This window comes from Streptomyces sp. NPDC046870 (assembly GCF_040704595.1).
Classification (GTDB): Bacteria; Actinomycetota; Actinomycetes; order Streptomycetales; family Streptomycetaceae; genus Streptomyces; species Streptomyces argyrophylli.
The window spans coordinates 607,496-632,091 of sequence record NZ_JBEYXM010000002.1 but is presented as its reverse complement, the minus strand read 5'-3'; the positions used below and the strand labels follow the sequence as shown (position 1 = coordinate 632,091).

At 74.0% G+C, this 24,596-nt stretch carries 16 protein-coding genes; 9 read left to right on the top strand and 7 right to left on the bottom strand.

Annotated elements, in window-relative coordinates; genetic code table 11:
* Positions 1–30 precede the first annotated feature (30 nt).
* Positions 31–1,092 (bottom strand): NlpC/P60 family protein, encoded by a 1,062-nt coding sequence (locus AB0946_RS07305; protein ID WP_366759826.1) that lies wholly within the window; start codon positions 1,090–1,092, stop codon positions 31–33.
* 522 nt (positions 1,093–1,614) lie between these two features.
* Between AB0946_RS07305 and AB0946_RS07300 the strand changes: the two genes are divergently transcribed.
* On the top strand, positions 1,615–1,968 hold the full coding sequence (locus AB0946_RS07300) for a hypothetical protein (RefSeq protein ID WP_014674457.1): 354 nt from the start codon (positions 1,615–1,617) through the stop codon (positions 1,966–1,968).
* A 79-nt stretch (positions 1,969–2,047) separates the two neighbouring features.
* Here AB0946_RS07300 and AB0946_RS07295 read toward each other — a convergent pair whose 3' ends face one another.
* Entirely contained in the window at positions 2,048–3,535 is a 1,488-nt protein-coding gene (locus AB0946_RS07295) for a C40 family peptidase (protein ID WP_366759608.1), read from the bottom strand.
* A 480-nt stretch (positions 3,536–4,015) separates the two neighbouring features.
* Here AB0946_RS07295 and pcrA point away from each other — a divergent pair, with 480 nt between their 5' ends.
* Positions 4,016–6,532 carry a DNA helicase PcrA gene (gene pcrA, locus AB0946_RS07290; protein WP_366759607.1) on the top strand — a complete coding sequence of 839 codons (2,517 nt, stop codon included), beginning with the start codon at positions 4,016–4,018 and terminating at the stop codon, positions 6,530–6,532.
* A 49-nt stretch (positions 6,533–6,581) separates the two neighbouring features.
* On the opposite strand, the gene AB0946_RS07285 is transcribed toward pcrA, so the two are convergent.
* Entirely contained in the window at positions 6,582–8,084 is a 1,503-nt protein-coding gene (locus AB0946_RS07285) for a M23 family metallopeptidase (RefSeq protein WP_366759606.1), read from the bottom strand.
* A 270-nt stretch (positions 8,085–8,354) separates the two neighbouring features.
* The gene (locus AB0946_RS07280; protein WP_366759605.1) at positions 8,355–9,206 is read right to left on the bottom strand and encodes an alpha/beta fold hydrolase; all 852 of its coding nucleotides are present in this window, start codon (positions 9,204–9,206) and stop codon (positions 8,355–8,357) included.
* Positions 9,207–9,427: 221 nt separating this feature from the next.
* Here AB0946_RS07280 and AB0946_RS07275 point away from each other — a divergent pair, with 221 nt between their 5' ends.
* Positions 9,428–9,850: a cobalamin B12-binding domain-containing protein gene (locus tag AB0946_RS07275; RefSeq protein WP_171153566.1), complete on the top strand. Its 423-nt coding sequence runs from the start codon at positions 9,428–9,430 to the stop codon at positions 9,848–9,850.
* 620 nt (positions 9,851–10,470) lie between these two features.
* Here the strand turns inward: AB0946_RS07275 and AB0946_RS07270 are convergent.
* Complete coding sequence (locus AB0946_RS07270) at positions 10,471–12,267, bottom strand: DUF5691 domain-containing protein (RefSeq protein ID WP_366759604.1); 1,797 nt, start codon at positions 12,265–12,267, stop codon at positions 10,471–10,473.
* 59 nt (positions 12,268–12,326) lie between these two features.
* A complete protein-coding gene (locus tag AB0946_RS07265; protein ID WP_366759603.1) occupies positions 12,327–13,682 on the bottom strand; it encodes an SWIM zinc finger family protein in 1,356 nt (451 codons plus the stop codon).
* A 132-nt stretch (positions 13,683–13,814) separates the two neighbouring features.
* Here AB0946_RS07265 and AB0946_RS07260 point away from each other — a divergent pair, with 132 nt between their 5' ends.
* From AB0946_RS07260 to sucD, 5 genes are all read left to right on the top strand, one after another.
* Positions 13,815–14,945 (top strand): AAA family ATPase, encoded by a 1,131-nt coding sequence (locus AB0946_RS07260; protein WP_366759602.1) that lies wholly within the window; start codon positions 13,815–13,817, stop codon positions 14,943–14,945.
* Complete coding sequence (locus AB0946_RS07255) at positions 14,942–17,614, top strand: DUF5682 family protein (RefSeq protein ID WP_366759601.1); 2,673 nt, start codon at positions 14,942–14,944, stop codon at positions 17,612–17,614. Before AB0946_RS07260 ends, AB0946_RS07255 begins: the two co-directional genes overlap by 4 nt.
* A gap of 5 nt (positions 17,615–17,619) precedes the next feature.
* Positions 17,620–18,807: a VWA domain-containing protein gene (locus tag AB0946_RS07250; RefSeq protein WP_366759825.1), complete on the top strand. Its 1,188-nt coding sequence runs from the start codon at positions 17,620–17,622 to the stop codon at positions 18,805–18,807.
* Positions 18,808–19,293: 486 nt separating this feature from the next.
* Positions 19,294–20,472 carry an ADP-forming succinate--CoA ligase subunit beta gene (gene sucC, locus AB0946_RS07245; RefSeq protein WP_171153557.1) on the top strand — a complete coding sequence of 393 codons (1,179 nt, stop codon included), beginning with the start codon at positions 19,294–19,296 and terminating at the stop codon, positions 20,470–20,472.
* A 26-nt stretch (positions 20,473–20,498) separates the two neighbouring features.
* A complete protein-coding gene (gene sucD, locus AB0946_RS07240) occupies positions 20,499–21,383 on the top strand; it encodes a succinate--CoA ligase subunit alpha (RefSeq protein ID WP_171153555.1) in 885 nt (294 codons plus the stop codon).
* A gap of 76 nt (positions 21,384–21,459) precedes the next feature.
* Here the strand turns inward: sucD and AB0946_RS07235 are convergent, their stop codons facing one another.
* On the bottom strand, positions 21,460–22,335 hold the full coding sequence (locus tag AB0946_RS07235) for a sigma factor-like helix-turn-helix DNA-binding protein (protein WP_366759600.1): 876 nt from the start codon (positions 22,333–22,335) through the stop codon (positions 21,460–21,462).
* A 96-nt stretch (positions 22,336–22,431) separates the two neighbouring features.
* Here AB0946_RS07235 and AB0946_RS07230 point away from each other — a divergent pair, with 96 nt between their 5' ends.
* Complete coding sequence (locus AB0946_RS07230) at positions 22,432–24,591, top strand: DUF6350 family protein (RefSeq protein ID WP_366759599.1); 2,160 nt, start codon at positions 22,432–22,434, stop codon at positions 24,589–24,591.
* Positions 24,592–24,596: the final 5 nt, after the last annotated feature.

The following is a 24,596-nucleotide window of genomic DNA, read 5'->3' as shown; positions in this document are numbered from 1 at the left end:
GGGCCCCCGGGGCAGGCCCGCCGCCAGCCCTCACTCCACCCTTGCCGCCCCGGCGAACGGCATCTGGTCGATCGGGGCGAGACGGACCGGTGCGGACGGGTTGGGGGCGTGGATCATCTGCCCGCCGCCCACATAGATGCCGACGTGACTGATCCCGGAGTAGAAGAACACCAGGTCGCCCGGCTGGAGTTCGGAGCGGGAGACCCGCCGGCCCGCGTTGATCTGTGCGTAGGTGGTGCGGGGCAGGGAGATGCCGGCGGAGCGGTAGGCGGCCTGCACCAGACCGGAGCAGTCGAAGGCGTTCGGTCCGGTGGCGCCCCACACATAGGGGCTGCCGAGCTTGCTGTAGGCGTAGGCGACGGCCACCGCCGCGTGGGAGGTCGGAGCGGCGGACCCGGGTCGCTCCAGCGGCTGCCGCGCGCCGGTGCCCGACCGGGAGGCACGGGCGCTCGTGCCGTCGGCACCGGTGATCTCGGTCCGCTGCGGCGGAGTCAGCCGTGCCAGCAGCCGCCGGGCCTCGTCCAGCTTGCCGGTGACGGTCCTCTTCTGCCGTCTCAGCTCCGCCTGCCGCGACCGCAGCGACCTCACCTCGACGCGCGCGGCGCCGCGTAACCGCTCGATCTCCCGCAACTGCTGACGCACCCGGGAGACCGCGGCGGCCTGCCGGTCACCGGCCCGCTCCGCGAACGCGGCTCCGTCCAGATACCGGTCGGGATCGCTGGAGAGGGCCAGTTGCCAGGCCGGGTCGATGCCACCGTCCCGGTACTGCGCCGCCGCGATCGACCCCAGCGCCTCCCGTGCCGCGTTGAGCCTCGTCTGCTTGCGGGCGGTCTCGTCCTGCAGCGCGCTCAGCCGCCGCTGGCCGGCGTCCGCCTCCTCCTTCGCCCCGTTGTACTTCTCGGTGGCGGCCTCGGCCTCCCGGTACAGCGTCTCCACCTTGGCCTTCACCTGCGCCGGCGTCAGCTGTGGTTCGGCGTGCCCCGTCCCGTCGAAGGCGGTCGCGGTGGCCGCGCCCGCCAGGGCGAGAGTGGCGGCCGTCCGGACCGTATGACCGCTGAGCGGGCGCTGCGGGCGCTTGCGGTGCGCTGCCACCTGGACCGTCACGTCCTTCCGTACGACTCACACGACCGAGGGGTCGGCAGCCCCGCGGCGGCCCGCACGGAGGGGAGGGCCGCCGCCGGGCCTTTCCCGGCGGTGGCGGCCGACCGCCGCCCCTGGTCCGGGCGGCGGTGGGGCCGGTCACCTGGGGGAGGACGCTAGGCCGGACGGTGACGAGCAGGTAACGCGGTGTACGGAACTGGTTCGGACGGACCGGGGTGTGACCGTATGTGACCGTGTCGGCCCGCTGGAGTCGTCAGCTTTACGGAGCGTGCTGATCGAAGAGCGGAAAGGGGGACTGCCGGTGGCTGTGAGGTGCTATGGGGCGCATATATGCGAGATCGCACGGGGCCGGGCCGTCGGATCGCCGCGTTCGTGGGCGGGCGCGGTGACAGAGGGTCGCCGGGGCGGTGACGGGGGCCCCGGCTCGGGAAGGAGCCTGAGGAGGGCTGGGGCCCGGTGGTGGGTGGGCCCGGTGGTGGGTGGGGCGGAGGGGGCTGGTTAGGCTCCGGCTCCATGGACGTACTCATCCATCTCTTCGTCGGCCTGCACATCATCGGCATCGCCGCGCTGCTCGGCGGTTTCCTCACCCAGATGAAGGCGATGGGCCAGGGCACGGCCCGGTTCGTGCCCGGGATGCTGCACGGCGCGCTGACCATGCTGGTCACCGGCGTGGCCCTGGTGGGCCTGAACCAGGCCGACGACCACCACGTCAACAACATCAAGATCGGCGTGAAGCTCGCCCTGCTGATCGTGATCCTCGGCCTGGTCTATGTGAAGCGCGACGAGGAACGGATCGACAAGGGCCTCTTCGGGCTGGTCGGCCTGCTGACGACGGCCAACATCTTCATCGCCGTCCTGTGGACCTGATCGCCGTTCTCTGGACCTGACCGCCGTCCACGAGGCTTGATCGCGGTCCTTCGGACGCGAGCCTCGGCGCGCCTCCGAGTCAGCCCGGCCGCACCACGCTGTGGACGGCCGCCTCGATGCCGGAGACCGGTTCCTCGCGGACGTACGCGCCCGGCCTGGGGGCGTGGATCATCATGCCGTCGCCTGTGCAGAGTCCGACGTGGCCGGAATCGTCGTCGAAGAAGACCAGGTCGCCGGGGCGGGCCTCGGCCGGTGCGACCGGGGTGCCGACGTGGGCCTGCTCGTGCGCGGTCCGCGGGAGGGTGACACCGGCGGACTTCCAGGCCGCCTGCGTGAGCCCCGCGCAGTCGTAGGACCCGGGACCTGCGGCGCCCCACACGCACGGCTTACCGACCTGGGCACGAGCGAAGGCGATGGCCTTCCTGGCCTTGGTGGCGTAGGTGCCGGAAGCGGCCGCTGGGGCCGGGGTGGCGGTGGGGGAGGCGATGGCAGCCGTGGCCGGGGAGGGCGCAGCTGGAGCAGCCGCGACCGCGGTGGCGGTGGCGGGCGTGGCAGTGGTCGGTGTCGTCCGCTGGGACAGCAGCACACGCGCGTGGGCGAGCTTTTTCTGGACGGTCGCCTTGGCCGCCCTCGGGCCGCTCACAGCCACCTCCGCCGGGCGGCCCGCCGTGTCCACGAGGGGCGCGGGAACGGCCGTGTCCCCTACGGGACGGGCACCGATCGTGCCGCGCTGGGCCGGGACCGTGCCGCGCTGGGCCGGGACCGTGCCGCGCTGGGCCGGGACCGTGCCGCGCTGGGCCGGGATCATGGCCCGCTGGGGCGGCACGGTGCCGTCCTGCGCGGGAAGCACGGCCTGCCCGGCCGGAACGGTGCCGCCCTGGTCCCGCATCTCGGCCCGTCCGGTGACGGGAGCGCTGTTCTGGCCGGGGATCACGGCCCGCTGTCCGGCGCGGCCCCGGTGCTGGGCACGGCGGGCGACCTCGTCCCGGAGCCGCTGGAGGTTGTCGGCGGGGCGTCGTGAGACCGCGGCCGGCTCGACCGGCTCGCCTCCCTCGGCCCGCTTGGACCACCCGGCCCGTGCAGCCCGCCCGGCCCCGGCCCGTCCGGCCCACCCGGCGCCACGTCCGGCCCGCCTGGTGTCCTGATCGACGCTGCCGGCGCCCCGGCCCTCCCACTCCGTTCCCCGGTCGGCACTCCCGGTACCGGGCTCGGTCCACCCGCCTCCTTGCCCGGTCCACCCGGTCCCCTGTCCGGCCTGTCCGGCCCACCCGGCCTCCCGGCCGGCACCCGCGACCCGCGAGTCGGCGTCCCGCGCGGCCCTCCGGCCGCCCCGGCCCCCGTCGTGTGCCGCGACCGGCGTCTCCGCCGCCGATTCCGCTCGGCGGTAGAAGTCGTCGATCTTGCGTTCGATCTCCTCCTGGCTCGGCCGGCCCGGGGCGGGCGAGGGCATGGCCCCGGCCGTCTGGGACAGCACGGCCACGGAGGTGAGGGCGGCGGTGGCGAGGGCGGGTGTGCGGGCGCCCTCTCCCTGGATTCCGCCGGGGCGCGGCTTGCGGTGCGACGCCAAGGGAGGCGACTCCTTCCGTACGGCCGCCTGCCGGGGTCAGCGGTGGGGGGTCCCAGGCCTTCCCTCGGAGGGAGGGTTCGGGCGGTGCTCGGAAGGGTTGCCCTACGGCGTCGTCCCGGGCGGGAGTCGGCCGATTCACCCCAGGATCGGTGGGTCCCCGGCTCCGGGCACCGTGCGGGGGCGCGCCGGATTCGGCGGAGGCCGCGCGGCCCGGCGACGTTCGCCGGAGGGGGGTCGTGCGGCCTGACGGAAACCTAGCCAACTCGTGTGTCTTCTGTGAAGGTTGGTGTGCGGTTTGTCCGATACATTTCCGTGACCTTTGCCCTGGGGGCGTAGAGGTTCACGTGCGTGTGACCAGGCGCTTCCGATGCGTGAGCGGTCGGCGCTCCCGGTCCTGGCGAAGATCAACCGGCTTCGGGGGCCGCCATGTTCCGGGGACCGCGACCGGTTGTCGGTGGGGCGCCCTAGACTCGTAGAGCGATGAGCAGCCTCTTTGACGACAGCTTCCTGGCGAACCTCCAGCCCCCCCGTGGGCGCGAGGAGGAACCTCCGCCGCCGCCCGAGGACGATCACGCTCCGGAGCCGCTTCCGGACGATCTGTTCGGCGGGAAGTTCGACATGCCGCCGGACCGATGGGTCTCCCCCGACTCGAGCGGAGCCGAGAGCGGAGGCGGCTACTACCGCGACGGCGCCCCGCGCCCCGTTCTCGACGCGGCGGCGCTGCTGGAGGGGCTGAACGAGAACCAGCGCGCCGCGGTCGTGCACGCCGGCTCCCCGCTGCTCATCGTCGCCGGCGCCGGCTCGGGCAAGACCCGCGTGCTGACCCACCGCATCGCCTACCTGCTCGCCGAGCGGAACGTCCACCCGGGCCAGATCCTCGCGATCACCTTCACCAACAAGGCCGCGGGGGAGATGAAGGAGCGCGTCGAGCAGCTCGTCGGCCCGCGTGCGAACGCGATGTGGGTGATGACCTTCCACAGCGCCTGCGTGCGCATCCTGCGGCGCGAGAGCAAGAAGCTCGGCTTCACCTCGTCGTTCTCGATCTACGACGCCGCCGACAGCAAGCGTCTGATGGCCCTGGTCTGCCGCGATCTGGAGCTCGACCCCAAGCGCTTCCCGCCGAAGTCGTTCAGCGCCAAGATCAGCAACCTGAAGAACGAGCTGATCGACGAGGAGGACTTCGCCGCCCAGGCCACCGACGGCTTCGAGAAGACCCTGGCGCAGGCCTACGCCCTGTACCAGTCGCGGCTGCGCGAGGCGAACGCGCTGGACTTCGACGACCTGATCATGACGACGGTCAACCTGCTGCGCGCCTTCCCCGACGTCGCCGAGCACTACCGCCGCCGCTTCCGGCACGTCCTGGTGGACGAGTACCAGGACACCAACCACGCCCAGTACGCGCTCGTCCGGGAGCTCGTCGGCACCGGGGAACACGACGAGGACACCCCGCCCGGCGAGCACGACGTCCCGCCCGCCGAACTCTGCGTCGTGGGCGACGCGGACCAGTCGATCTACGCCTTCCGGGGTGCGACGATCCGCAACATCCTCCAGTTCGAGGAGGACTACCCGGACGCGACGACGATCCTGCTGGAGCAGAACTACCGCTCCACGCAGACCATCCTGTCCGCCGCCAACGCGGTCATCGAGCGCAACGAGTCCCGCCGCCCGAAGAACCTGTGGACCAACGCCGGTCAGGGTGCCCGGATCGTCGGCTACGTCGCCGACACCGAGCACGACGAGGCCCAGTTCGTGGCCGAGGAGATAGACCGCCTGGTCGACGCGGGCCACGCGCGCGCGGGAGACGTCGCCGTCTTCTACCGCACCAACGCCCAGTCCCGTGTCTTCGAAGAGATCTTCATCCGCGTCGGCCTGCCCTACAAGGTCGTCGGCGGAGTCCGCTTCTACGAGCGCAAGGAGGTCCGGGACGTCCTCGCCTACCTGCGGGTCCTCGCCAACCCCGAGGACGCGGTGCCGCTGCGCCGCATCCTCAACGTGCCCAAGCGGGGCATCGGCGAGCGCGCGGAGGCGATGGTCGACGCCCTCGCCCAGCGCGAGAAGATCAGCTTCCCGCAGGCCCTGAAGCGCGTGGACGAGGCGTACGGCATGGCCGCGCGCTCCACCAACGCGGTCAAGCGGTTCAACACGCTGATGGAGGACCTGCGGACGATCGTCGAGTCCGGCGCCGGACCGGCCACCGTGCTGGAGGCCGTCCTGGAACGCACCGGCTACCTGGCCGAGTTGCAGGCCTCCACCGATCCGCAGGACGAGACCCGGATCGAGAACCTCCAGGAACTCGCGGCCGTGGCCCTGGAGTTCGAGCAGGAGCGGGGCGAGGGGGAGCAGGCAACCCTGGCCGAGTTCCTGGAGCAGGTCGCCCTGGTCGCCGACTCCGACCAGATCCCGGACGAGGAGGACGGCGACGGCGTCATCACGCTGATGACCCTGCACACCGCCAAGGGCCTGGAGTTCCCGGTCGTGTTCCTGACCGGCATGGAGGACGGCGTCTTCCCGCACATGCGCGCCCTCGGCGAGACCAAGGAGCTGGAGGAGGAGCGGCGCCTGGCGTACGTCGGCATCACGCGCGCACGGGAGCGGCTCTACCTCACGCGGTCGGCGATGCGCAGCGCCTGGGGCCAGCCGTCGTACAACCCGCCCTCCCGTTTCCTGGAGGAGATCCCGCCCGCCCACGTGGAGTGGAAGCGGACCGGCGCGGCGGCGCCCGTGGGCTCCGGGCCGGCGTCCGGGATCGCCGCCTCGCTGTCCTCGACCCGTTCACGCTCCTCGGCGTCGGGCGCGTCCGGGTTCGCCACGCGGCGCACGTCGGAGAAGCCGGTGGTCGCGCTGGCGGTGGGGGACCGGGTCACGCACGACCAGTTCGGGCTCGGCACGGTCGTCGCCGTGAAGGGGACGGGCTCGAACGCGGAGGCGACGATCGACTTCGGCGACGACAAGCCGAAGCGGCTGCTGCTGCGGTACGCGCCGGTGGAGAAACTGTAGAAGGCCGAGAAAGCCGGAAGGGCCCCGCTGAGGAGCGGGGCCCTGGTGTCTAGGTGGGATCCAGCCCGTGGCTGCGCAGCCACGGCAGTGGGTCTATGGCCGGCCCGCCCGCCGGCCGCACCTCGAAATGCAGGTGCGGACCGGTGGAGTTGCCGGAGTTGCCGGAGTGGCCGACCGGCTGGCCGGCCTTGACGCTCGTACCGGAGGCGACGCTGTAGCTGGAGAGGTGGCAGTACCAGGTCTCCGTGCCGTCCTTCGCCGTCACGATCAGCATGTTGCCGTAGGCGCTGTTCCACTTGGTGGTGACGGTGCCGTCGGTGGCGGCCATGACCGTCGTGCCGTAGGAGACCGGGAAGTCGATACCGGTGTGCACCGACATCCAGTTGATGCCCGCCTGGCCGAAGTAGGCGCTGAGTCCGTGCTGCGCGACCGGCAGCGCGAACTTGGGGCGCAGCCGCTCCTTGAGCGCGGCCTCCGCGGCAGCCTTCTTCTTCTCCAGCTCCTGCTGCGCCTTGAGGTCGATCCGCTCCTGGGTACGGCTCGCCCGGTCGGCGAAGTCGTCGGCGCCCGCGGAGAGCGTCTTGAGCTGGCTGTCCAGTTTGCTGTTGGCGACGGACGGCTTGACCGGCTGGGCGTCCGAGGCGGTGGTGGCGGTGTCCTTGGAGTCGTCGGTCAGCGCGCCGACCGAGGCGGCGGCGATCCCGGCCACCCCCATCACACAGGCCGACGGCACGGCGACGGTCAGCAGCGCGGAGCGCTTGGCGGGCGTGCGGCGCCGGGAGCGCGCCCCGCCGCGCGAGCCCGCGCGGGTCGCCGGTGCCGGGGCGGCCTCTTCCTGGCCGTCCAGCAGGCCGGTCACGGCGGGCAGTTCGCCGGTGGAGTCCGGCTCGCCGTCGGCGGTGGGCTGTTCGTCGAAGTCGGTGTCCTCGTACGGCATCTGCTCGAAGGCCGCGGCCGCCTGCGGGTCGCCGACCGCCTCGAAGGTGGCGGTGGCCTGCTGATCGAACGGTTCGCCGCCCGGCTCGGACTGCGCCGGCACGCTCTGCCCCGCGGAGTTCCACTGTGTGGCGTCGTATGCGCCCGTGTCGAAGCTCTGGGTGCCCCACTCCCACTGCTGGGTGGGGTCGGCGCCGCCGGACGAGTCCGGCTGCGACCAGGCGCCGGCGTCCCACTGGCCGCTGACGTCGTTCCCGGTGGGCTGCCCGGGGATGGCCCAGGCGGTGCTGTCGTGGACACCGGAGTCATAGGCGGCGTAGTGCTGCGCGGCGTACGGGTCGTAGGCCGGGGTCTGGGCGGTGCCGGTCTGCCAGTGCGTGGTGTCGTACGCGCCGGTGGCCTGCTCGCTGCCCGGCAGGCTGCCGAAGAGCGGGTCGGTGTGGAAGGCCGTGGCGTTCCCGGGGTCACCGGCGAAATGGGTGGCGTCGTAACCGCCGTACGTGGTGAGGTCGTCGTAGGGAGCTTCCTGTGCCCCGTACGGCGCGTAGTGCGCGGTGGAGGCGTCGGAAGCCGGGGCCGGGGTGGTCATGGTCCCCGACGGGTGACGGTCGTTCACCAACTTCTCTTTCGCCTCGACAACAGGGGCTGCCAGAGCAGTGCGGCGACTGTACCCGGCGGTACCTGGGCGCGACAATCTTCGGCCTGTTTCGGGTGGGCCGGAAACGGGCATTCGGCTGTGTTTCGGGGCTCCAGGACCCGACCTTGGCTTTGTGTTCGAAGAACGTTCGAGGTCGAGTGGCGAAGTACGGGCTGTGTGTCGGTGATGCGCCGGCTGTGCGCGGGCTCCACGCCCCGGCCGCGACCGGGGCCGGGGCCGGGGCCGGGCTCAGGCCACCGTCAGGCCGTCGGCGGCCCGGTCCCCGGGGTCGGGGGCGTCCAGGGCCTCGCGTATCCCCGCCGCCACGGCGGGGTGCACCGGCAGGGCGAGGTGGCCGATACCGGTCACCCGGACGTTCTGCGCGTCCAGGTCCGGGTGCTCCAGGCAGGCCGTCTCCAGCGGGTCCATCAGCGAGTCCAGGTCGCTCCAGAAGCTCACGAAGCGGGTCCGGCAGCCGGGGGCGGGCCGGGCCAGCTCCTCGATGACCGCGGAACCCGGCCGCATCTGCCGCACGATCGGGTGGGCGTCCGCCAGCGGCGCGACCCTGGTCCCCGAGTGCGGGGTGCCGAGGGTGACCAGCGTGCGTACCCGCAGGTCACCGCCCAGGCACTGGGTGTAGTAGCGCGCTATCAGACCCCCGAGGCTGTGCCCGACGATGTCGACCCGGGCACTGCCGGTGCGCTCGCAGATCTCCTCGATGTGCCGTCCGAGCAGCTCGGCCGCGATGCGGATGTCGCAGGTCAGCGGCGAGTAGTTGAGTGATACCACCCGGTGCCTGCCGTGCTGGGCGAGGGTGCGGCGGAGCAGGACGAACACCGAACGGTTGTCGATGAAGCCGTGCAGCAGGACCACCGGTGGCGCGGGGCGGACCGGCAGCCGCGCGGTGCCGTCCGTGGCGGGCAGGGCGCCGGAGCACCGCTCCTGGATCAGGCCGGTCGGATACAGCAGGAGGTGACCCGCCAGGATCGCCGCCTCCAAGGCCGTCGCCCGCAGCAGCGTCATGGACAGTCCGGCCAGTCTGCCGGGCCACATACGGCGGCAGAGCGGGAGGAAGAGCGGCAAAACCCCGGTGACCTTCATGGGCACCTCCTGTCGGCACGCCGGGGGACGGCTCGACCCCCGTGTGCCCTCATGTCCCACCATGTGATTTCCCCCTCGCCGCGCACCGTAAAACTGCCGCCTGCGGGATGCTGGAGATAACGTTCGTTCACTTCGCGACGGTGGCGGAACGCGCCAAAAGTGCGGTACTTGTCGATACGGACGGAAGCGATCGCTTCCGTGGTCGCTTGATGGAGGCAGTGATGGGTGTGGCAGCCGGTCCGATCCGCGTGGTGGTCGCCAAGCCGGGGCTCGACGGCCACGATCGTGGGGCCAAGGTCATCGCGCGGGCCCTGCGCGACGCCGGTATGGAGGTCATCTACACCGGGCTCCACCAGACACCGGAGCAGATCGTCGACACCGCGATCCAGGAGGACGCCGACGCGATCGGCCTGTCCATCCTCTCGGGCGCCCACAACACGCTGTTCGCGGCGGTCATCGACCTGCTCAAGGAGCGGGAGGCCGAGGACATCCTCGTCTTCGGCGGCGGCATCATCCCCGACGAGGACATCCCGCCGCTGAAGGAGAAGGGCGTCGCGGAGATCTTCACCCCCGGGGCGACGACCGCGTCGATCGTGGAGTGGGTCCGCGAGAACGTCCGCCAGCCGGCGGCGTCGGGCGGCTGAGCGGCTGCCTCCGGCGGTTCGGCGGCTGTTTCCGCGCGCCGCGGTTGTTTCCGGGGGTGCGCGGCTGGTCTGCCCCCGTCGGGGAGGCGGCTGTCCGGACCGCGGACCGTTACGCGGCTGCTCCGGGCGGTTCCGCGCTGCTCTCGGCCGTTGCGCGGCTGTCCCTCGTGAAGCCGGGCGCTAGGCGAGCCCCGAACGGGTTCCGAGGCTGCGCCGGGTGGTTCTTCGGCTGCTTGCGGGCGGTGGACGGCTGTCTCCTGCCGTCATGCGGCTGTTCCCCGTCCAGTCCGTCATGAGGCTGCTCTCCGAGGCCGTGCGCGGCGGTTCCGCGGCTGCTCCGGGCCGTTCTGCGCTGCTCTTGGCCGTTGCGCGGCTGTCCCTCGTGAGCCCGGCGCTAGGCGGGTTGCGAAGGGGTTCGGAGGGTGCGCCGGGCCGTTCTGCGGTTTCTTGCGGGCGGTGGACGGCTCGTTCCGGCCGCCGTGCGGCTCCCCCCGGCCAGCCCGTCACCAGGCTGCTCTCCGAGGCCGTGCGCGGCGGTTCCGCGGCTGCCTACGCACGGTAGCCGGCTCTCTTCGGCCGTCGCGCGGTCGCCGCCGGTGGCTGGGTGGTTTCTTCGGGGGTCACGCGGCTGCCTCCCGTGGTGGCGAAAGTGTCTCCGGTGGTGGCGTGGCCGGGGCGGGCGGGGACAGTTCCCGGGCCATCGCCGCCCGCAGCCGCAGGGTCGTGACCAAGCGCTGGAAGGCCTCCGCCCAGTACCCGCCGGACCCCGGTGCGGCGTCCTCCCGCTCGTCGGGCACCGCCAGCAGCGCCTCCAGCCGGACCGCCTCCGCCGGGTCCAGGCAGCGCTCCGCCAGTCCCATCACCCCGCTGAAGCTCCACGGGTAACTGCCCGCGTCCCGGGCGATGTTCAGGGCGTCCACGACCGCCTGGCCCAGCGGGGGAGCCCAGGGCACGGCGCACACCCCGAGCAGCTGGAACGCCTCCGACAAGCCGTGCGTGGCGATGAACCCGGCGACCCACACGGCCCGTTCCTCCGGATCCAGCGCGGCCAGCAGCTTCGCCCGCTCCGCCAGGGACACCGCGCCCGGCCCACCCGCCTCGGGTGCCGAGGGCGAGCCGAGGAGCGCCCTCGACCACCCGGCGTCCCGCTGCCGGACGGCCGCCCGGCACCAGGCCGCGTGCAGCTCACCCTGCCAGCCGTCCGCCACCGGCAGCGCCACGATCTCCTGAGGCGTGCGCCCGCCCAGCCGCCCCGACCACGTGCCGAGCGGGGCGGCCTCCACCAACTGGCCCAGCCACCACGACCGTTCCCCCCGTCCCGCGGGCGGTGCGGCCACGACACCGTCCCGTTCCATGGCCGCGTCGCATTCGAGCGGCGCCTCCACCGCGATCGTCGGCACGTTCCCCGTACGGTCCAGGGCCACGCACGCCGAGGCCCGTACGGCCATCCGCGCGGCGAGCGCCGAGCCCGGCAGCGCCGACAGCAGGTCCGCCGCCGTCGCCCGGACATTGCGGCTGCGGTCGCCCAACGCCTGCTCCAGGAACGGCTCGTCCGCGTCCGAAAGGCCCGTACGCAGCGAGTCGAGGAACATCAGCCGGTCCTCCGCACGCTCCGCCGTCCACGTCGACGCCAGCAGGTCGCGGCCCAGCGCGGGCGTGCGGACGCGCAGGGCGCCCAGCAGTGCCGCCCGCTCCGCGAACAGCCCCTCCTGCCACAACCGGCGTACCGCCTCGGCGTCCGCCGGATCGGGCAGCGCGGCGCCGCCGCCGGGGGCCGCGCGCAGGGCGAACCGCCAGTCCGGGTTCAGCCGGGCCAGCCACAGCGCGCGCGGGCCGGCGAAGGCCAGCGCCGCCGGACGCAGGTCCGTGCGGCCCCGGGCCGCGTCCAGCAGCGCGGGCAGCAGCTGCGGGGGCGCGGCGTACCCGTGCGCGTTGGCCGCCGCGAGCCACTGGGGGAGCAGCTCCATGAGGTCCGGGGAACTGCCCCGCCGGCCGCCGGCCGCGCCACCGGACCGGTCGGCCATCAGGGTGGCGAGTCTGCGGGCCGCCGGTGCGGGCAGGGCGGGGCGTGGATCGGCGGGCGCCGGACCGGGCCGCCGCGCCGCCCGCGCGGGCCGCAGTCCGGCACGCCGCCGTACGGTCGCCACGGCCGCCGCGTCGAGCAGTGCCACCGGTGCCGGACGACCCGGTACGACGTGCGCCGGGGCACGCCGGTCGGTACCGAGGAGCGCGGTGGTGACGAGGTCCTCCCAGGAGGGCTCCGGGTCCGGCTCCCGGGCCGCCGGAGCCTGTGAGGGGTTCGCGGAGGAGTCGGCCGGGGGGTGCCCGGCGGTCGCCGAACTCCCCCGGGAGCCCGCAGGATCGCCCGCGTCCCCGTCGGCCCGTGCCCCGCCGCCGGGCGGTGTCCCGTTCATCACGTTCCTTTCCCCTCCCTCTTCCCTTTCGTCTTCTTCCGTTCCGCGTTCGCCCGCCGGGGTCAGCACAGCGGCACCGCCTCCCCCTCTCCCTCCGCCCACGCCGTGAGCGGGGTGAAGCCACGGTGGCCGCACTCGCCGAAGACCCTGACGGGGGCGCCGCCGGACAGGGCGACCAGCCGCCACAGTCCGGGCCGGGAGCGGGCGGCCCGGGTCACCGGCAGGGCCGTGTCCGTGTCGGCGTCGGCCAGTTGCCATCCGTCGCCGTCCGGGACCGGCGTCACCCGGTCCAGGGTCACGGGGACCGCGTCCAGCCACGGGTCGTCGCGCAGTGCCTCGCCGTACCGGGACGCCGCCTCGGCCGTCGACACGCCCGGCGGCCGGAACGCGGCCGGGGCCGGCGGGGCGAACCGCTCGCCCAGAGCGGCCCGGGACCGGCCGGAGCCCGGGTACGCCGTCAGCTCCGCCTCCAGGGCGAGGCCCACCGGCAGCGACAGCTCCGGCGCCCGGCCCGCCGCGCCGTAGGACAGCAGCAGCCGGGTGCCGCCGGACTCCGCGCCGTGCAGCCATATCCGGCGCGTCGTCAGTTTCGGGTCCACGGTGTCGTACTGGGCGAGGACCAGCCAGCGGTCGCGCACCGGCGGACCGTCCGGCGTGGCGGGCAGGCCGAGCCGGGAGCGGACCGTGGCCGCGAGGCCGTCCGGCAGCCGGTCGCGGTGCAGCCAGCCCTGGTCGAGCAGATGCAGCAGCGCGCACTCCTCCAGCAGCCGCGCCGGCCAGCCCGGGCCGGACGCCGGGATCGCCCCCAGTTCCCGGACGCGCGCGGCCAGTCCCGGTGCCTGCGCGTCGACCATGCGGGCCGCCGTCTCGTCCCACAGGCCGTACCCCGCGTGTTCGGCCGCGGCCAGGCCGCCGCGCAGCAGGTCGGCCAGGCGCTGCTCCAGTTCGCTCGCGCCCGCCGTGACCCGCTCGGCCCGGCGTTCGGCCCGCCGCCGGGCCGCCTCCGGATCGGCGGGCCCGGCGGCCGGACCCGCCCCGGCCCGCGCCCGTCCGGTCCCGGCACGTCCGCGCCGGCCCGCGAGCCACTGCCCGGCCCACTCCGGCGGGCGCGCGGCGGCCGGCACCGCGCCGTCGTCACCCGCCCACAGCAGAAGCAGTCCGAGCGCGTGCTTGCACGGGAACTTACGGCTCGGGCAACCGCACGTGTACGCCGGCCCGGCCGCGTCGGCCAGGTCCACCACCGTCTGGTACGGCCTGCTGCCGCTGCCCTTGCACAGCCCCCACACCGCCCCCTCTCCGCTCCCCGTCCCGGACCACGGCCCGGCCACGGCGAGTTTGCTCCCGGCCTTGCGTGACGCGGCGTCAGGCGCCAGTGCCAGCACCTGGTCCGCGGTCCAGCGCACCCCCTGCTCAGTCATGTCACCGACGGTAGGTCCCGCCACTGACAATCGGTCCGACGAGCACGTATCCGCTGGTCAGAGCGATTGTCAGTGGCGTGGTGCACGGTGGATGCCAGATCCGAACCGGCCGAGCTGGAGGGGGCCTCAGCCATGTCTGTGTCCGTGGAACCGACGACCGCCGCACCCGACCGCGACGAGACCGCGCAGGCGTTGCGACCGCACGCCGAGCACGCCTTCGCGGCCGAACTCGCCGCGCTCGCCGCCCAGGACGACCGCCCGCGCCCGGCCCGCTGGAAGCTGTCGCCGTGGGCGGTGGCGACGTACCTGCTCGGCGGCACGCTGCCGGACGGCACGGTGATCACACCCAAGTACGTGGGCCCGCGCCGCATCGTGGAGGTCGCCGTCACCACGCTCGCCACCGACCGCGCCCTGCTCCTGCTCGGCGTGCCCGGCACCGCCAAGACCTGGGTGTCGGAACACCTGGCAGCCGCCGTGAGCGGTGACTCCACGCTGCTGGTGCAGGGCACGGCCGGCACCCCGGAGGAGGCGATCCGGTACGGCTGGAACTACGCGCAGCTCCTCGCGCACGGTCCGAGCCGCGACGCGCTCGTGCCCAGCCCCGTCATGCGCGCCATGGCCGAGGGCATGACCGCCCGGGTGGAGGAGCTGACCCGCATCCCGGCCGACGTGCAGGACACGCTGATCACGATCCTGTCCGAGAAGACCCTGCCCATCCCCGAACTGGGCGAAGAGGTCCAGGCGGTCCGCGGCTTCAACCTCATCGCCACCGCCAACGACCGCGACCGCGGGGTCAACGACCTCTCCAGCGCCCTGCGCCGCCGCTTCAACACCGTGGTGCTGCCGCTGCCGGAGAGCGCCGACGCCGAGGTCGACATCGTCACCCGCCGGGTCGAGCAGCTCGGCCGCTCCCTCGACCTGCCGGCCGCGCCCGACGGCATCGAGGAGATCCGCCGGGTCGTCACCGTCTTCCGCGAGCTGCGCGACGGCGTCACCGCCGACGGCCGCACGAAGCTGAAGTCGCCCAGCGGCACGCTGTCCACGGCGGAGGCCATCTCCGTCGTCACGAACGGCCTGGCGCTCGCCACCCACTTCGGCGACGGCGTGCTGCGGGCGGGAGACGTCGCCGCGGGCATCCTCGGCGCCGTCGTCCGCGACCCGGCGGCCGACCGGGTCGTCTGGCAGGAGTACCTGGAGACGGTCGTGCGCGAGCGCGAGGGCTGGACCGACTTCTACCGCGCCTGCCGGGAAGTGAGCGCATGACCGGCACCGGCGGGAGCACGGCGTACGCCGGCGGGCCGCTGCTGCTCGGGGTGCGCCACCACGGCCCCGGATCCGCGCGCGCGGTGCGGGCCGCGCTGCAAGCCGCGCGGCCGGCCGCCGTGCTGATCGAGGGGCCGCCCGAGGCCGACGCGCTGATCCCGCTGGCCGCCGACCCGGGCCTGCGGCCCCCGGTCGCCCTGCTCGCCCACGCCGTGGACGAGCCCGGATGCTCGGCCTTCTGGCCGTTCGCCGAGTTCAGCCCCGAGTGGGTGGCGCTGCGGTGGGCCCTCGACGAGGGCGTCCCGGCCCGTTTCATCGACCTGCCCGCCACGCACACGCTGGCATGGCAGAAGGAAGCGGACGAGTCCGGCGACGGCACCGAAGAGCCCGGACCCGATCCCGCTCCCCGTCCCGGTCACGGTGACCAGGTCCGCGTCGATCCGCTCGCCGTGCTCGCCGAGGCGGCCGGGTACGACGACCCCGAGCGCTGGTGGGAGGACGTCGTCGAGCACCGGGGGCCGGGCGCCCGCGACCCCTTCGCGCCGTTCGCGGCGGTGGCGGAGGCCATGGGAGCGCTGCGCGAGCGGTACGGCGCGGGCGGGCGCCCGCGGGACCTCGTCCGCGAGGCACACATGCGGCTCAGGCTGCGGGACGCGCGCAAGGAGTTCGGGGACGCGGTGGCCGTGGTCTGCGGGGCCTGGCACGTGCCCGCGCTGCGCGAGCGGACCACCGTCACCGCCGACCGGGCGCTGCTCAAGGGTCTGCCCAGGACCAGGGCCGACCTGACCTGGGTGCCGTGGACGCACCGCAGGCTGGCCCGGTCCGGCGGTTACGGCGCCGGCATCGACTCGCCCGGCTGGTACGGCCACCTGTTCCACGCGCCCGACCGGCCGGTCGAGCGGTGGCTGACGAAGGTGGCCCGGCTGCTGCGCGAGGAGGACCGGATCGTGTCCTCCGCGCACGTCATCGAGGCCGTACGGCTCGCGGAGACCCTGGCCGCGCTGCGGGGCCGTCCGCTGCCCGGTCTGGGCGAGACCACCGACGCGGTGCGGGCGGTGCTGTGCGACGGCTCGGACGTGCCGCTGGCGCTGGTGCACGACCGGCTGGTGGTCGGGGACGTCCTGGGCGAGGTCCCGGAGTCGGCGCCCGCGGTGCCGTTGCAGCGCGACCTGGCCCGGCAGCAGCGGTCGCTGCGGCTGAAGCCCGAGGCGCTGGAGCGCGAGCTGGAGCTGGACCTGCGCGGGGACACCGACGCCGGCCGCAGCAGGCTGCTGCACCGGCTGCGGCTGCTCGGCGTGGGCTGGGGCGAACCGGTCCGGTCCCGGGGGAGCACGGGCACGTTCCGGGAGACCTGGCGGCTGCGGTGGGAACCCGAGCTGTCGGTACGGGTCGCCGAGGCGGGCGTGTGGGGGACGACCGTCCACGCGGCGGCGCGGGCCAGGGCGGAGGCGGACGCGACGGGGGCGCGAGCGCTCGCCGACGTGACCGCGCTCGCCGAACAGTGCCTGCTGGCGGGACTGCCCGACGCGCTGCCCGTGGTCATGCGGGTGCTCGCCGACCGGGCGGCCCTGGACACCGACGTCGGCCACCTCGCCCAGGCCCTGCCCGCCCTGGTCCGCTCGTTGCGCTACGGCGACGTGCGCGGCACCGACACCGGCGCGCTGGCCGAGGTCGCGGCGGGCCTCGCCGAACGCGTCTTCGTCGGCCTGCCCCCGGCCTGCGTCGCACTCGACACGGACGCGGCGGAGGAGATGCGCGGCCATGTGGACGCCGTGCACACGGCGGTGGGACTCCTTTCGGAGAGCCTGACCGGGGCGCCCCCGGGGGAGGCCGACGGGGGCGCCGATGTGCTCGCGGGGACGGCCGCGAGCGGGACAGGCGAGGGCACCGGTGTGCCCGCGGGGACGGCTGGTGACGGCGCCCACGCGTCCGCGGGCGTGGGCGGGGTTGACGCCGGTGCGGCTGCGGTGACGGAGGGTGATGCCGCCGCTGACCGTGCCGGAGGCGCCGGTGCGGCCGCGGGCGTGGTCGGCGGAGCCGGGGGCGGCGGGCTGCGGGGGCGCTGGCGGGCCGTGTTGCGGGTGCTGTCCCTGCGGGACACCGTGCCCGGGGTCATCCGGGGCCGGGCGGTGCGGCTGTTGCTGGACGACGGGGCGCTGGCGTCCGGGGAGGCGGCCCGGCTGATGGGGCTCGCGCTGTCGCCGGGCACCCCTCCCGCCGTGGCCGCCGCCTGGGTCGAGGGCTTCGCCGGCGGTGGCGGCCTGCTGCTCGTGCACGACGAGCGGTTGCTCGCCCTGCTGGACACCTGGCTGACGGGGGTTCCGGCGGACGCCTTCACGGACGTGCTGCCGCTGCTGCGGCGCACCTTCGCGGCGTACGAGCCGGGCGTGCGCAGAACCCTCGGCGAACTGGTCCGGCGCGGTCCCGCGGGCCGGACCGGCGGGACGGGCGCCCAGGGAGCCGGTCTCCCCGGCTTCGCCGCCGAACCGGACACCGGACGTGCCGACGCCGTCCTCCCGGTACTGCGGCTGCTGCTCGGCCTGGACGCGCACCTCGACACGGTGCCCGCCCCGGCGCACACGCCTCCACCCGGCGCGGCCCGCGAGGCGCTACGCACCACTGCACCCGGTTCCACGCACGACGACTGCCTCACGGGGGTGGGCACATGACGGACATGACAGGCAGTGCTGTGACGTCGGGGAACGAGGGCGCGGGCGACCCCTCGCGGGAGCGGCTGCGGCGGTGGCGGCTCGTGCTCGGCGGGGAGCAGGCCGACGGCACCGGGTACGCGCTGTCCGGGCGGGACGCGGCGATGGACGGCACGCTGGCCGCCCTCTACGGCAGGGGCGACAAGCCGCAGGCGGGCCGGGACCGGTCGGCGGGGCTCGGTGCCTCGGCGCCGTCCGTGGCGCGCTGGCTAGGGGATGTCCGCCGTTACTTCCCGTCCTCCGTCGTCCAGGTGATGCAGCGCGACGCCATCGACCGCCTGGGCCTCGCCTCCCTGCTGCTGGAGCCGGAGATGCTGGAGGCGGTGGAGGCGGACGTGCACCTGGTCGGCACGCTGCTCTCGCTGCACAAGGCGATGCCGGAGACGACCCGGGAGACGGCCCGCGCGGTCGTGCGCAAGGTGGTGGAGGACCTGGAGAAGCGGCTCGCCACCCGTACCCGGGCCACCCTCACCGGCGCCCTGGACCGCAGTGCCCGCGTCACCCGCCCGCGCCACCACGACATCGACTGGAACCGCACCGTCGCGGCCAACCTGAAGCACTATCTGCCCGAGTACCGCACGGTCGTGCCGGAGCGGCTGGTCGGCTACGGGCGGGCCGCGCGGTCGGTGAAGAAGGAGGTCGTGCTCTGCATCGACCAGTCCGGGTCGATGGCGTCGTCCGTGGTGTACGCGTCGGTGTTCGGCGCGGTCCTCGCGTCGATGCGGTCGATCAGCACCCGGCTGGTCGTCTTCGACACGGCGGTCGTCGACCTCACCGACCAGCTGGACGACCCCGTCGACGTCCTCTTCGGCACGCAGCTCGGCGGCGGTACCGACATCAACCGGGCGCTCGCCTACTGCCAGGCGCAGATCACCCGGCCGGCCGAGACCGTCGTCGTGCTGATCAGCGATCTCTTCGAGGGCGGCATCCGCCAGGAGATGCTCAAGCGGGTCGCGGCGATGAAGGCGTCGGGGACGCAGTTCGTGGCGCTGCTCGCGCTGTCGGACGAGGGGGCGCCCGCGTACGACCGCGACCACGCGGCGGCGCTCGCCGCGCTCGGCGCACCGGCCTTCGCCTGCACGCCCGACCTGTTCCCCGAGGTGATGGCCGCCGCGCTGGAGAAGCGGCCCTTGCCGATACCGGAGACGGCGTGACACCGGGCGGCGTGACACCGGGCCGGAAGGGGCACCCGGTATGCGGAGTGGGTGGCGCGCACAGCTCCGCGGGGTGGCCGGCCCGGGTGGTCGAAAGCCGTCGGCTCGTCCGGGCGGAGCCCCGCGGACGGGGGTGCGTGGTCCCCATTGGGGTGGGGATCAAGCGCCCCGGCCCCGGGTCGCCCCGGGGCCGCCAGGGGGTCTCACCGGGTCAACCCCAGCCCGGTGAGGCCTCGCGGAACGCCCGTACCGCACCCGGAGGCGGCACTCTGTGCCAGGTAAACCGGCATCATGTGACAGGTATCACCGCTCAGGTGTGACCCGCGATTTAGAGGGCCCCCGCAAGCAGCGATAACCTGCGAGACGGACATGCCGCGCGCTCGGACACCGTGTGCGCTTCCCTAGTGACAGCGGACGTCACGTTGCCCTTCGCGGCACGCCCACGCATCCAACGAACCGCGAGATCACTGATAGGGACGGAAGCGCGTGGACCTGTTCGAGTACCAGGCGAGGGACCTCTTCGCCAAGCACGATGTACCGGTGCTGGCCGGTGAAGTCATCGACACGCCTGAGGCGGCGCGCGAGATCACCGAGCGGCTCGGCGGCAAGTCCGTCGTCAAGGCGCAGGTGAAGGTCGGTGGTCGCGGCAAGGCCGGCGGCGTCAAGCTGGCCGCCTCCCCGGACGAGGCCGTCGCCCGTGCGACGGACATCCTCGGCATGGACATCAAGGGCCACACGGTCCACAAGGTCATGATCGCCGAGACCGCTCCGGAGATCGTCGAGGAGTACTACGTCTCCTTCCTCCTCGACCGTGCCAACCGCACCTTCCTGTCCATCGCCTCCGTCGAGGGCGGCATGGAGATCGAGGAGGTGGCGGCCACCCGCCCGGAGGCCGTCGCCAAGACCCCGATCGACCCGATCGACGGTGTGGACGAGGCCAAGGCCCGCGAGATCGTCGAGGCCGCCAAGTTCCCGGCCGAGGTCGCGGACAAGGTCGTCAACGTCCTGGTCAAGCTGTGGGACACCTTCATCAAGTCGGACGCCCTCCTCGTCGAGGTCAACCCGCTCGCGAAGGTCGCCTCCGGCGAGGTCCTCGCGCTCGACGGCAAGGTGTCGCTCGACGACAACGCCGAGTTCCGTCACCCCGAGTACGAGGCGCTCCACGACAAGGCCGCGGCCAACCCGCTCGAGGCCGCCGCCAAGGAGAAGAACCTCAACTACGTCAAGCTCGACGGCGAGGTCGGCATCATCGGCAACGGCGCCGGTCTCGTCATGAGCACCCTGGACGTCGTCGCGTACGCCGGTGAGAAGCACGGTGGCGTCAAGCCCGCCAACTTCCTGGACATCGGCGGTGGCGCCTCCGCCCAGGTGATGGCGAACGGCCTGGAGATCATCCTGGGCGACCCGGACGTCAAGTCCGTCTTCGTGAACGTCTTCGGTGGCATCACCGCCTGCGACGAGGTCGCCAACGGCATCGTGCAGGCCCTGAAGCTCCTGGAGGACCGCGGCGAGAAGGTCGAGAAGCCGCTCGTCGTCCGCCTCGACGGCAACAACGCCGAGCTGGGCCGGAAGATCCTCACGGACGCCAACCACCCGCTGGTGCAGCGCGTCGACACCATGGACGGCGCGGCCGACAAGGCCGCCGAGCTGGCCGCCGCCAAGTAAGCACGAGGACGAGGACTCAAACCACCATGGCTATCTGGCTCAACAAGGACAGCAAGGTCATCGTCCAGGGCATGACCGGCGCCACCGGCATGAAGCACACCAAGCTCATGCTCGGTGACGGCACGAACGTCGTGGGCGGCGTGAACCCGCGCAAGGCGGGTCAGACCGTGGACTTCGACGGCACCGAGGTACCCGTCTTCGGCACCGTCAAGGAGGCCATCGAGAAGACCGGCGCCGACGTCTCCGTCATCTTCGTGCCGGAGAAGTTCACCAAGGACGCGGTCGTCGAGGCCATCGACGCCGAGATCCCGCTGGCCGTCGTGATCACCGAGGGCATCGCCGTGCACGACACGGCCGCCTTCTGGGCGTACGCCGGCAAGAAGGGCAACAAGACCCGCATCATCGGCCCGAACTGCCCCGGCATCATCACCCCGGGTCAGTCGAACGTCGGCATCATCCCGGGCGACATCACCAAGCCGGGCCGCATCGGCCTGGTGTCGAAGTCCGGCACGCTGACGTACCAGATGATGTACGAGCTGCGGGACATCGGCTTCTCCACCGCCGTCGGCATCGGTGGCGACCCGATCATCGGCACCACGCACATCGACGCCCTGGCCGCGTTCCAGGACGACCCCGACACCGACCTGATCGTGATGATCGGTGAGATCGGCGGCGACGCCGAGGAGCGCGCGGCCGCGTTCATCAAGGAGAACGTGACCAAGCCGGTCGTCGGCTACGTCGCGGGCTTCACCGCGCCCGAGGGCAAGACCATGGGCCACGCCGGCGCCATCGTCTCCGGTTCGTCCGGTACCGCCCAGGCGAAGAAGGAGGCCCTGGAGGCCGCGGGCGTCAAGGTCGGCAAGACCCCGACCGAGACGGCGAAGCTGGCCCGGGAGATCCTGAGCGCCTGAGTTTCCCCTCGCAGACCGGCAGGCCCGTTCCCCCGTCCGGGGGCGGGCCTGCCGGCGTTTGCCGGAGCGTCACCGCTCACTTCGGCTCCGGCGCCAGTCTCTCCGGTCCACTCGCCTCCGACCGGTGGAGCTTCGTGCGCAGTTGCTGCTCCTGCCGGGAGAGCGGGCCCAGCCCGGCAGGCGGGGGGACGCCCTGCACCGCCTGGGCGGGTGCGACGGGGGCCTCGTAGCGCGTCGGCGCGGTGCGGAGCGTGAGCGTGGTCGCGCCGATGATCGTCACGGTGAAGGCGATGGCCGCGCGGGTCCAGAAGACGTTCCGCCGTTCGGAGCCGGTGCGTACCGTCGTCGACTGCTCCGCGCGCAGCCGCTCCCTGGTGGCCAGTTCGAGCATGCGACGGTGCAGCTTTTCCGGATCGGCCAGTTCCGGCAACAGTGCGGCCACCGCCTCCCGGGCGTGGACCAGCCGGTTCGCGGCGGCCGGTGTGCTCGCCTCCGTCTCCGCCGCGGTCTCCGGGAGGTCGAGGCCCACACCGTCGTACAGCACGAGCGTGCGCCGGTACGTCGCCGGCAGCCGGAGCAGGGCGTTCAGCAGGGCTTGGTCGGCCGGATCGGCGGGCGGGGGTTCCGGTGAGCGGTAGCGGGGGCGGAAGCGGTGCCAGGGGGAGAGCGCGCAGTCGTACGCGACCGCCCGTACCCAGCCGGCCGGGTCACGGTCCCGGGCCACCTCGGGCCAGCGCTGCCAGGCCAGCTGGAAGGCCCGCTCCACGGATTCGCGGGCCAGCTCCCGGCGCCCGGTGAGCAGATAGGTCTGGCGCACGAGGGCGGGAGCGCAGAAGGCGTACAGCGCGTCGAAGGCCTGAGCGGGGGTCAGCGAAGGGGCCTGTCCGGCCGTCAGGCGCGCTCCAGCCGCACGGTTCTGAGGGGCCGTCGGCTCGGGACTCTGTGTCGTCACGATGCACCCTTCTGTACGAAAAAGAACATAAACGTATATTGAGCGACACTTCGGAGGTTCGCCTGTTACGACGGGAAAGCGCGTGTCGTTGGGAGCATGGCGAGCGTGATCCAGATGACCGTTCGCCGCTCCTCGGCGTCACCCCTGGCCAACCGGATGCGCGACCGCTCACCCGGACTCGGCGCGAGCCTGCTGGGCGGTGCCGTCGCGGCCGGACTGGGCCTCGCCTCGTTCGCCGTGCTCGTGATGATGCTGTGGGTCAGCTCGCCCTATCCCGACGACGGACCGGACGGCGCGCTGCACATCGCCGCCGCCCTGTGGCTGCTGGCGCACGGGGTGGAACTGACCCGCACCGGCACCCTCTCCGGCGCGCCCATGCCCGTCGGCGTCACCCCGCTGCTGCTGCTCGCCCTGCCGCTGTGGCTGCTGTACCGGGCGGCGCGGGACGCCACCGACGCGCCCGCCGAACCGGACGGCCCGCCGCCGGTGCGGGCGCGTACGGCCTGGACGGGTGTGGTCCTCGGCTACCTGGGTGTCGGCACCGCCGCGGCCCTGTACTGCTGTCGGGGTGAACTGCGCCCGGAGTGGTTCTGGGTGACGGTGTGTCTGCCGCTGGTCGCGGCGTGCGCGGCCGGTGCCGGAGTGTGGTCGGCGTACGGCCGCCCGCGCGAGCCGGTGCTGCGCGCCCTGGTGGTGGTGCCGGGGCCGGTGCGGCGGCTGGTGTTCGGCACGGACGAGTGGGCGCGGCTGAGCGCGGCCGTACGCGCCGCCGGTGCCGCGACGACGGTGCTGTTCGGGGGCGGCGCGCTGCTGGTCGGGGTGTCACTGGTGTGGCACGGCGAGCCGGCGCGGGCCTCCTTCGTGCAGCTGACGGGGGGCTGGACGGGACGGTTCGCCGTACTGCTGCTCGCCTTCACGCTGGTCCCCAACGCGGCGGTCTGGGCCGCCTCCTACGCGCTCGGCCCCGGCTTCCTCCTCGGCGCCGGACACCTGGTCAACCCCCTCGCCTCCGACCCGGCCCCGCTGCTGCCGCCGTTCCCGCTGCTGGCCGCTGTCCCGGAGCCGGGCGCCGGTACGCCGGGGAACTGGGCGGCGGGGGTGGTGCCGGCGGTGGCCGGGATGACGGCGGGGTGGTTCGTGGCGCGGGCGGCCGTGCACCGGCCGGAGGCCGGGGTACCGGCGCGGGCCCGCTGGTCGGCCGGCCGTACCGGCGGGGTGGTGCTGCTGACGGCAGTGGTCTGCGCGGCGGCCCTCGCCCTGCTCGCCGCGCTGGCGGGCGGTTCCCTGGGCGTCGCCGCGCTGTCCCGCCTCGGCCCGCCGTGGTGGCGGACCGGGGGTGCGGCCGGGGCCTGGACGCTGGTGTTCGCGCTGCCGGTGGCCCTGACCGCCCGGGCCTGGCGGCTGCGCACCTGGCCGCGTCGCCACGACGGCGCCCCGGCCTCCGTGGCGGCGGCCACGGCCCCGAAGGGGGCGCAGGGCGGCAAGGCGGCGGTGACACCGGCGGCCGGGGCGAAGGGCGGTGCCGGGCCGGTGACGCCGGCGGTCGCGGGGAAGGGCGACGTGGGAGCCGTGGTGCCGACGGCCGCGGCGAAGGCGGGGCAGACGGAGGAAGGGGCGGAGCCGGGGGCCGGGGAAGACGCCGGGGCGGCGCCGACCACGGGCCGGGGCACGGCCGGGGCGGCCGGGCACGGCGAGGCCCGGCCGGTCCTGGCCGACGGCGGTACCGGGAGCGGGGACACGGCGGGCAGGCTCACGGTGCGGGGCCGGGGCGGCAAGGGCGGCAGGGCGGGTACGGCCGCTCGGGCGGGGGCGGTGGCCACTGCGACCGGGGTGGAGGAGGAGGACCGGTACGAGGTCCTCCCCGCCGACGACGCGTTCCCGACCTCGTACCCGGCTCAGGCCCCGAGTCCGGTGCCGGGTCCGGTCGCCGAGCCGTTCGGCGCGGGCTGGCACGACGACGGTGCCCGTGCCTCCCGCTGGGCGGCCCTGAAGCAGGCGGCGGAAACTCCGGAGAAGGCGAGCGAGAGCGCTCGCGAGGCGATGCGTGAGAACGCCCTCGAGGGCCCCGCCCCCGACACCGCACCCCGGCCGCGCACGGAGTCACATGCCGGGACGCGCCCCGGGACAGACCCTGGCGCGCACGCCGAGCCCCGGCCGGAACCGGACGCCGGCCGGCGCCCCGAGTCCGGCCCCGACGCGAGCCCCGGCCTCGGCCCGGACCCGGGCCCCGCCCCTCGGCCGGGCTCCTCCGGGTGAGCGGC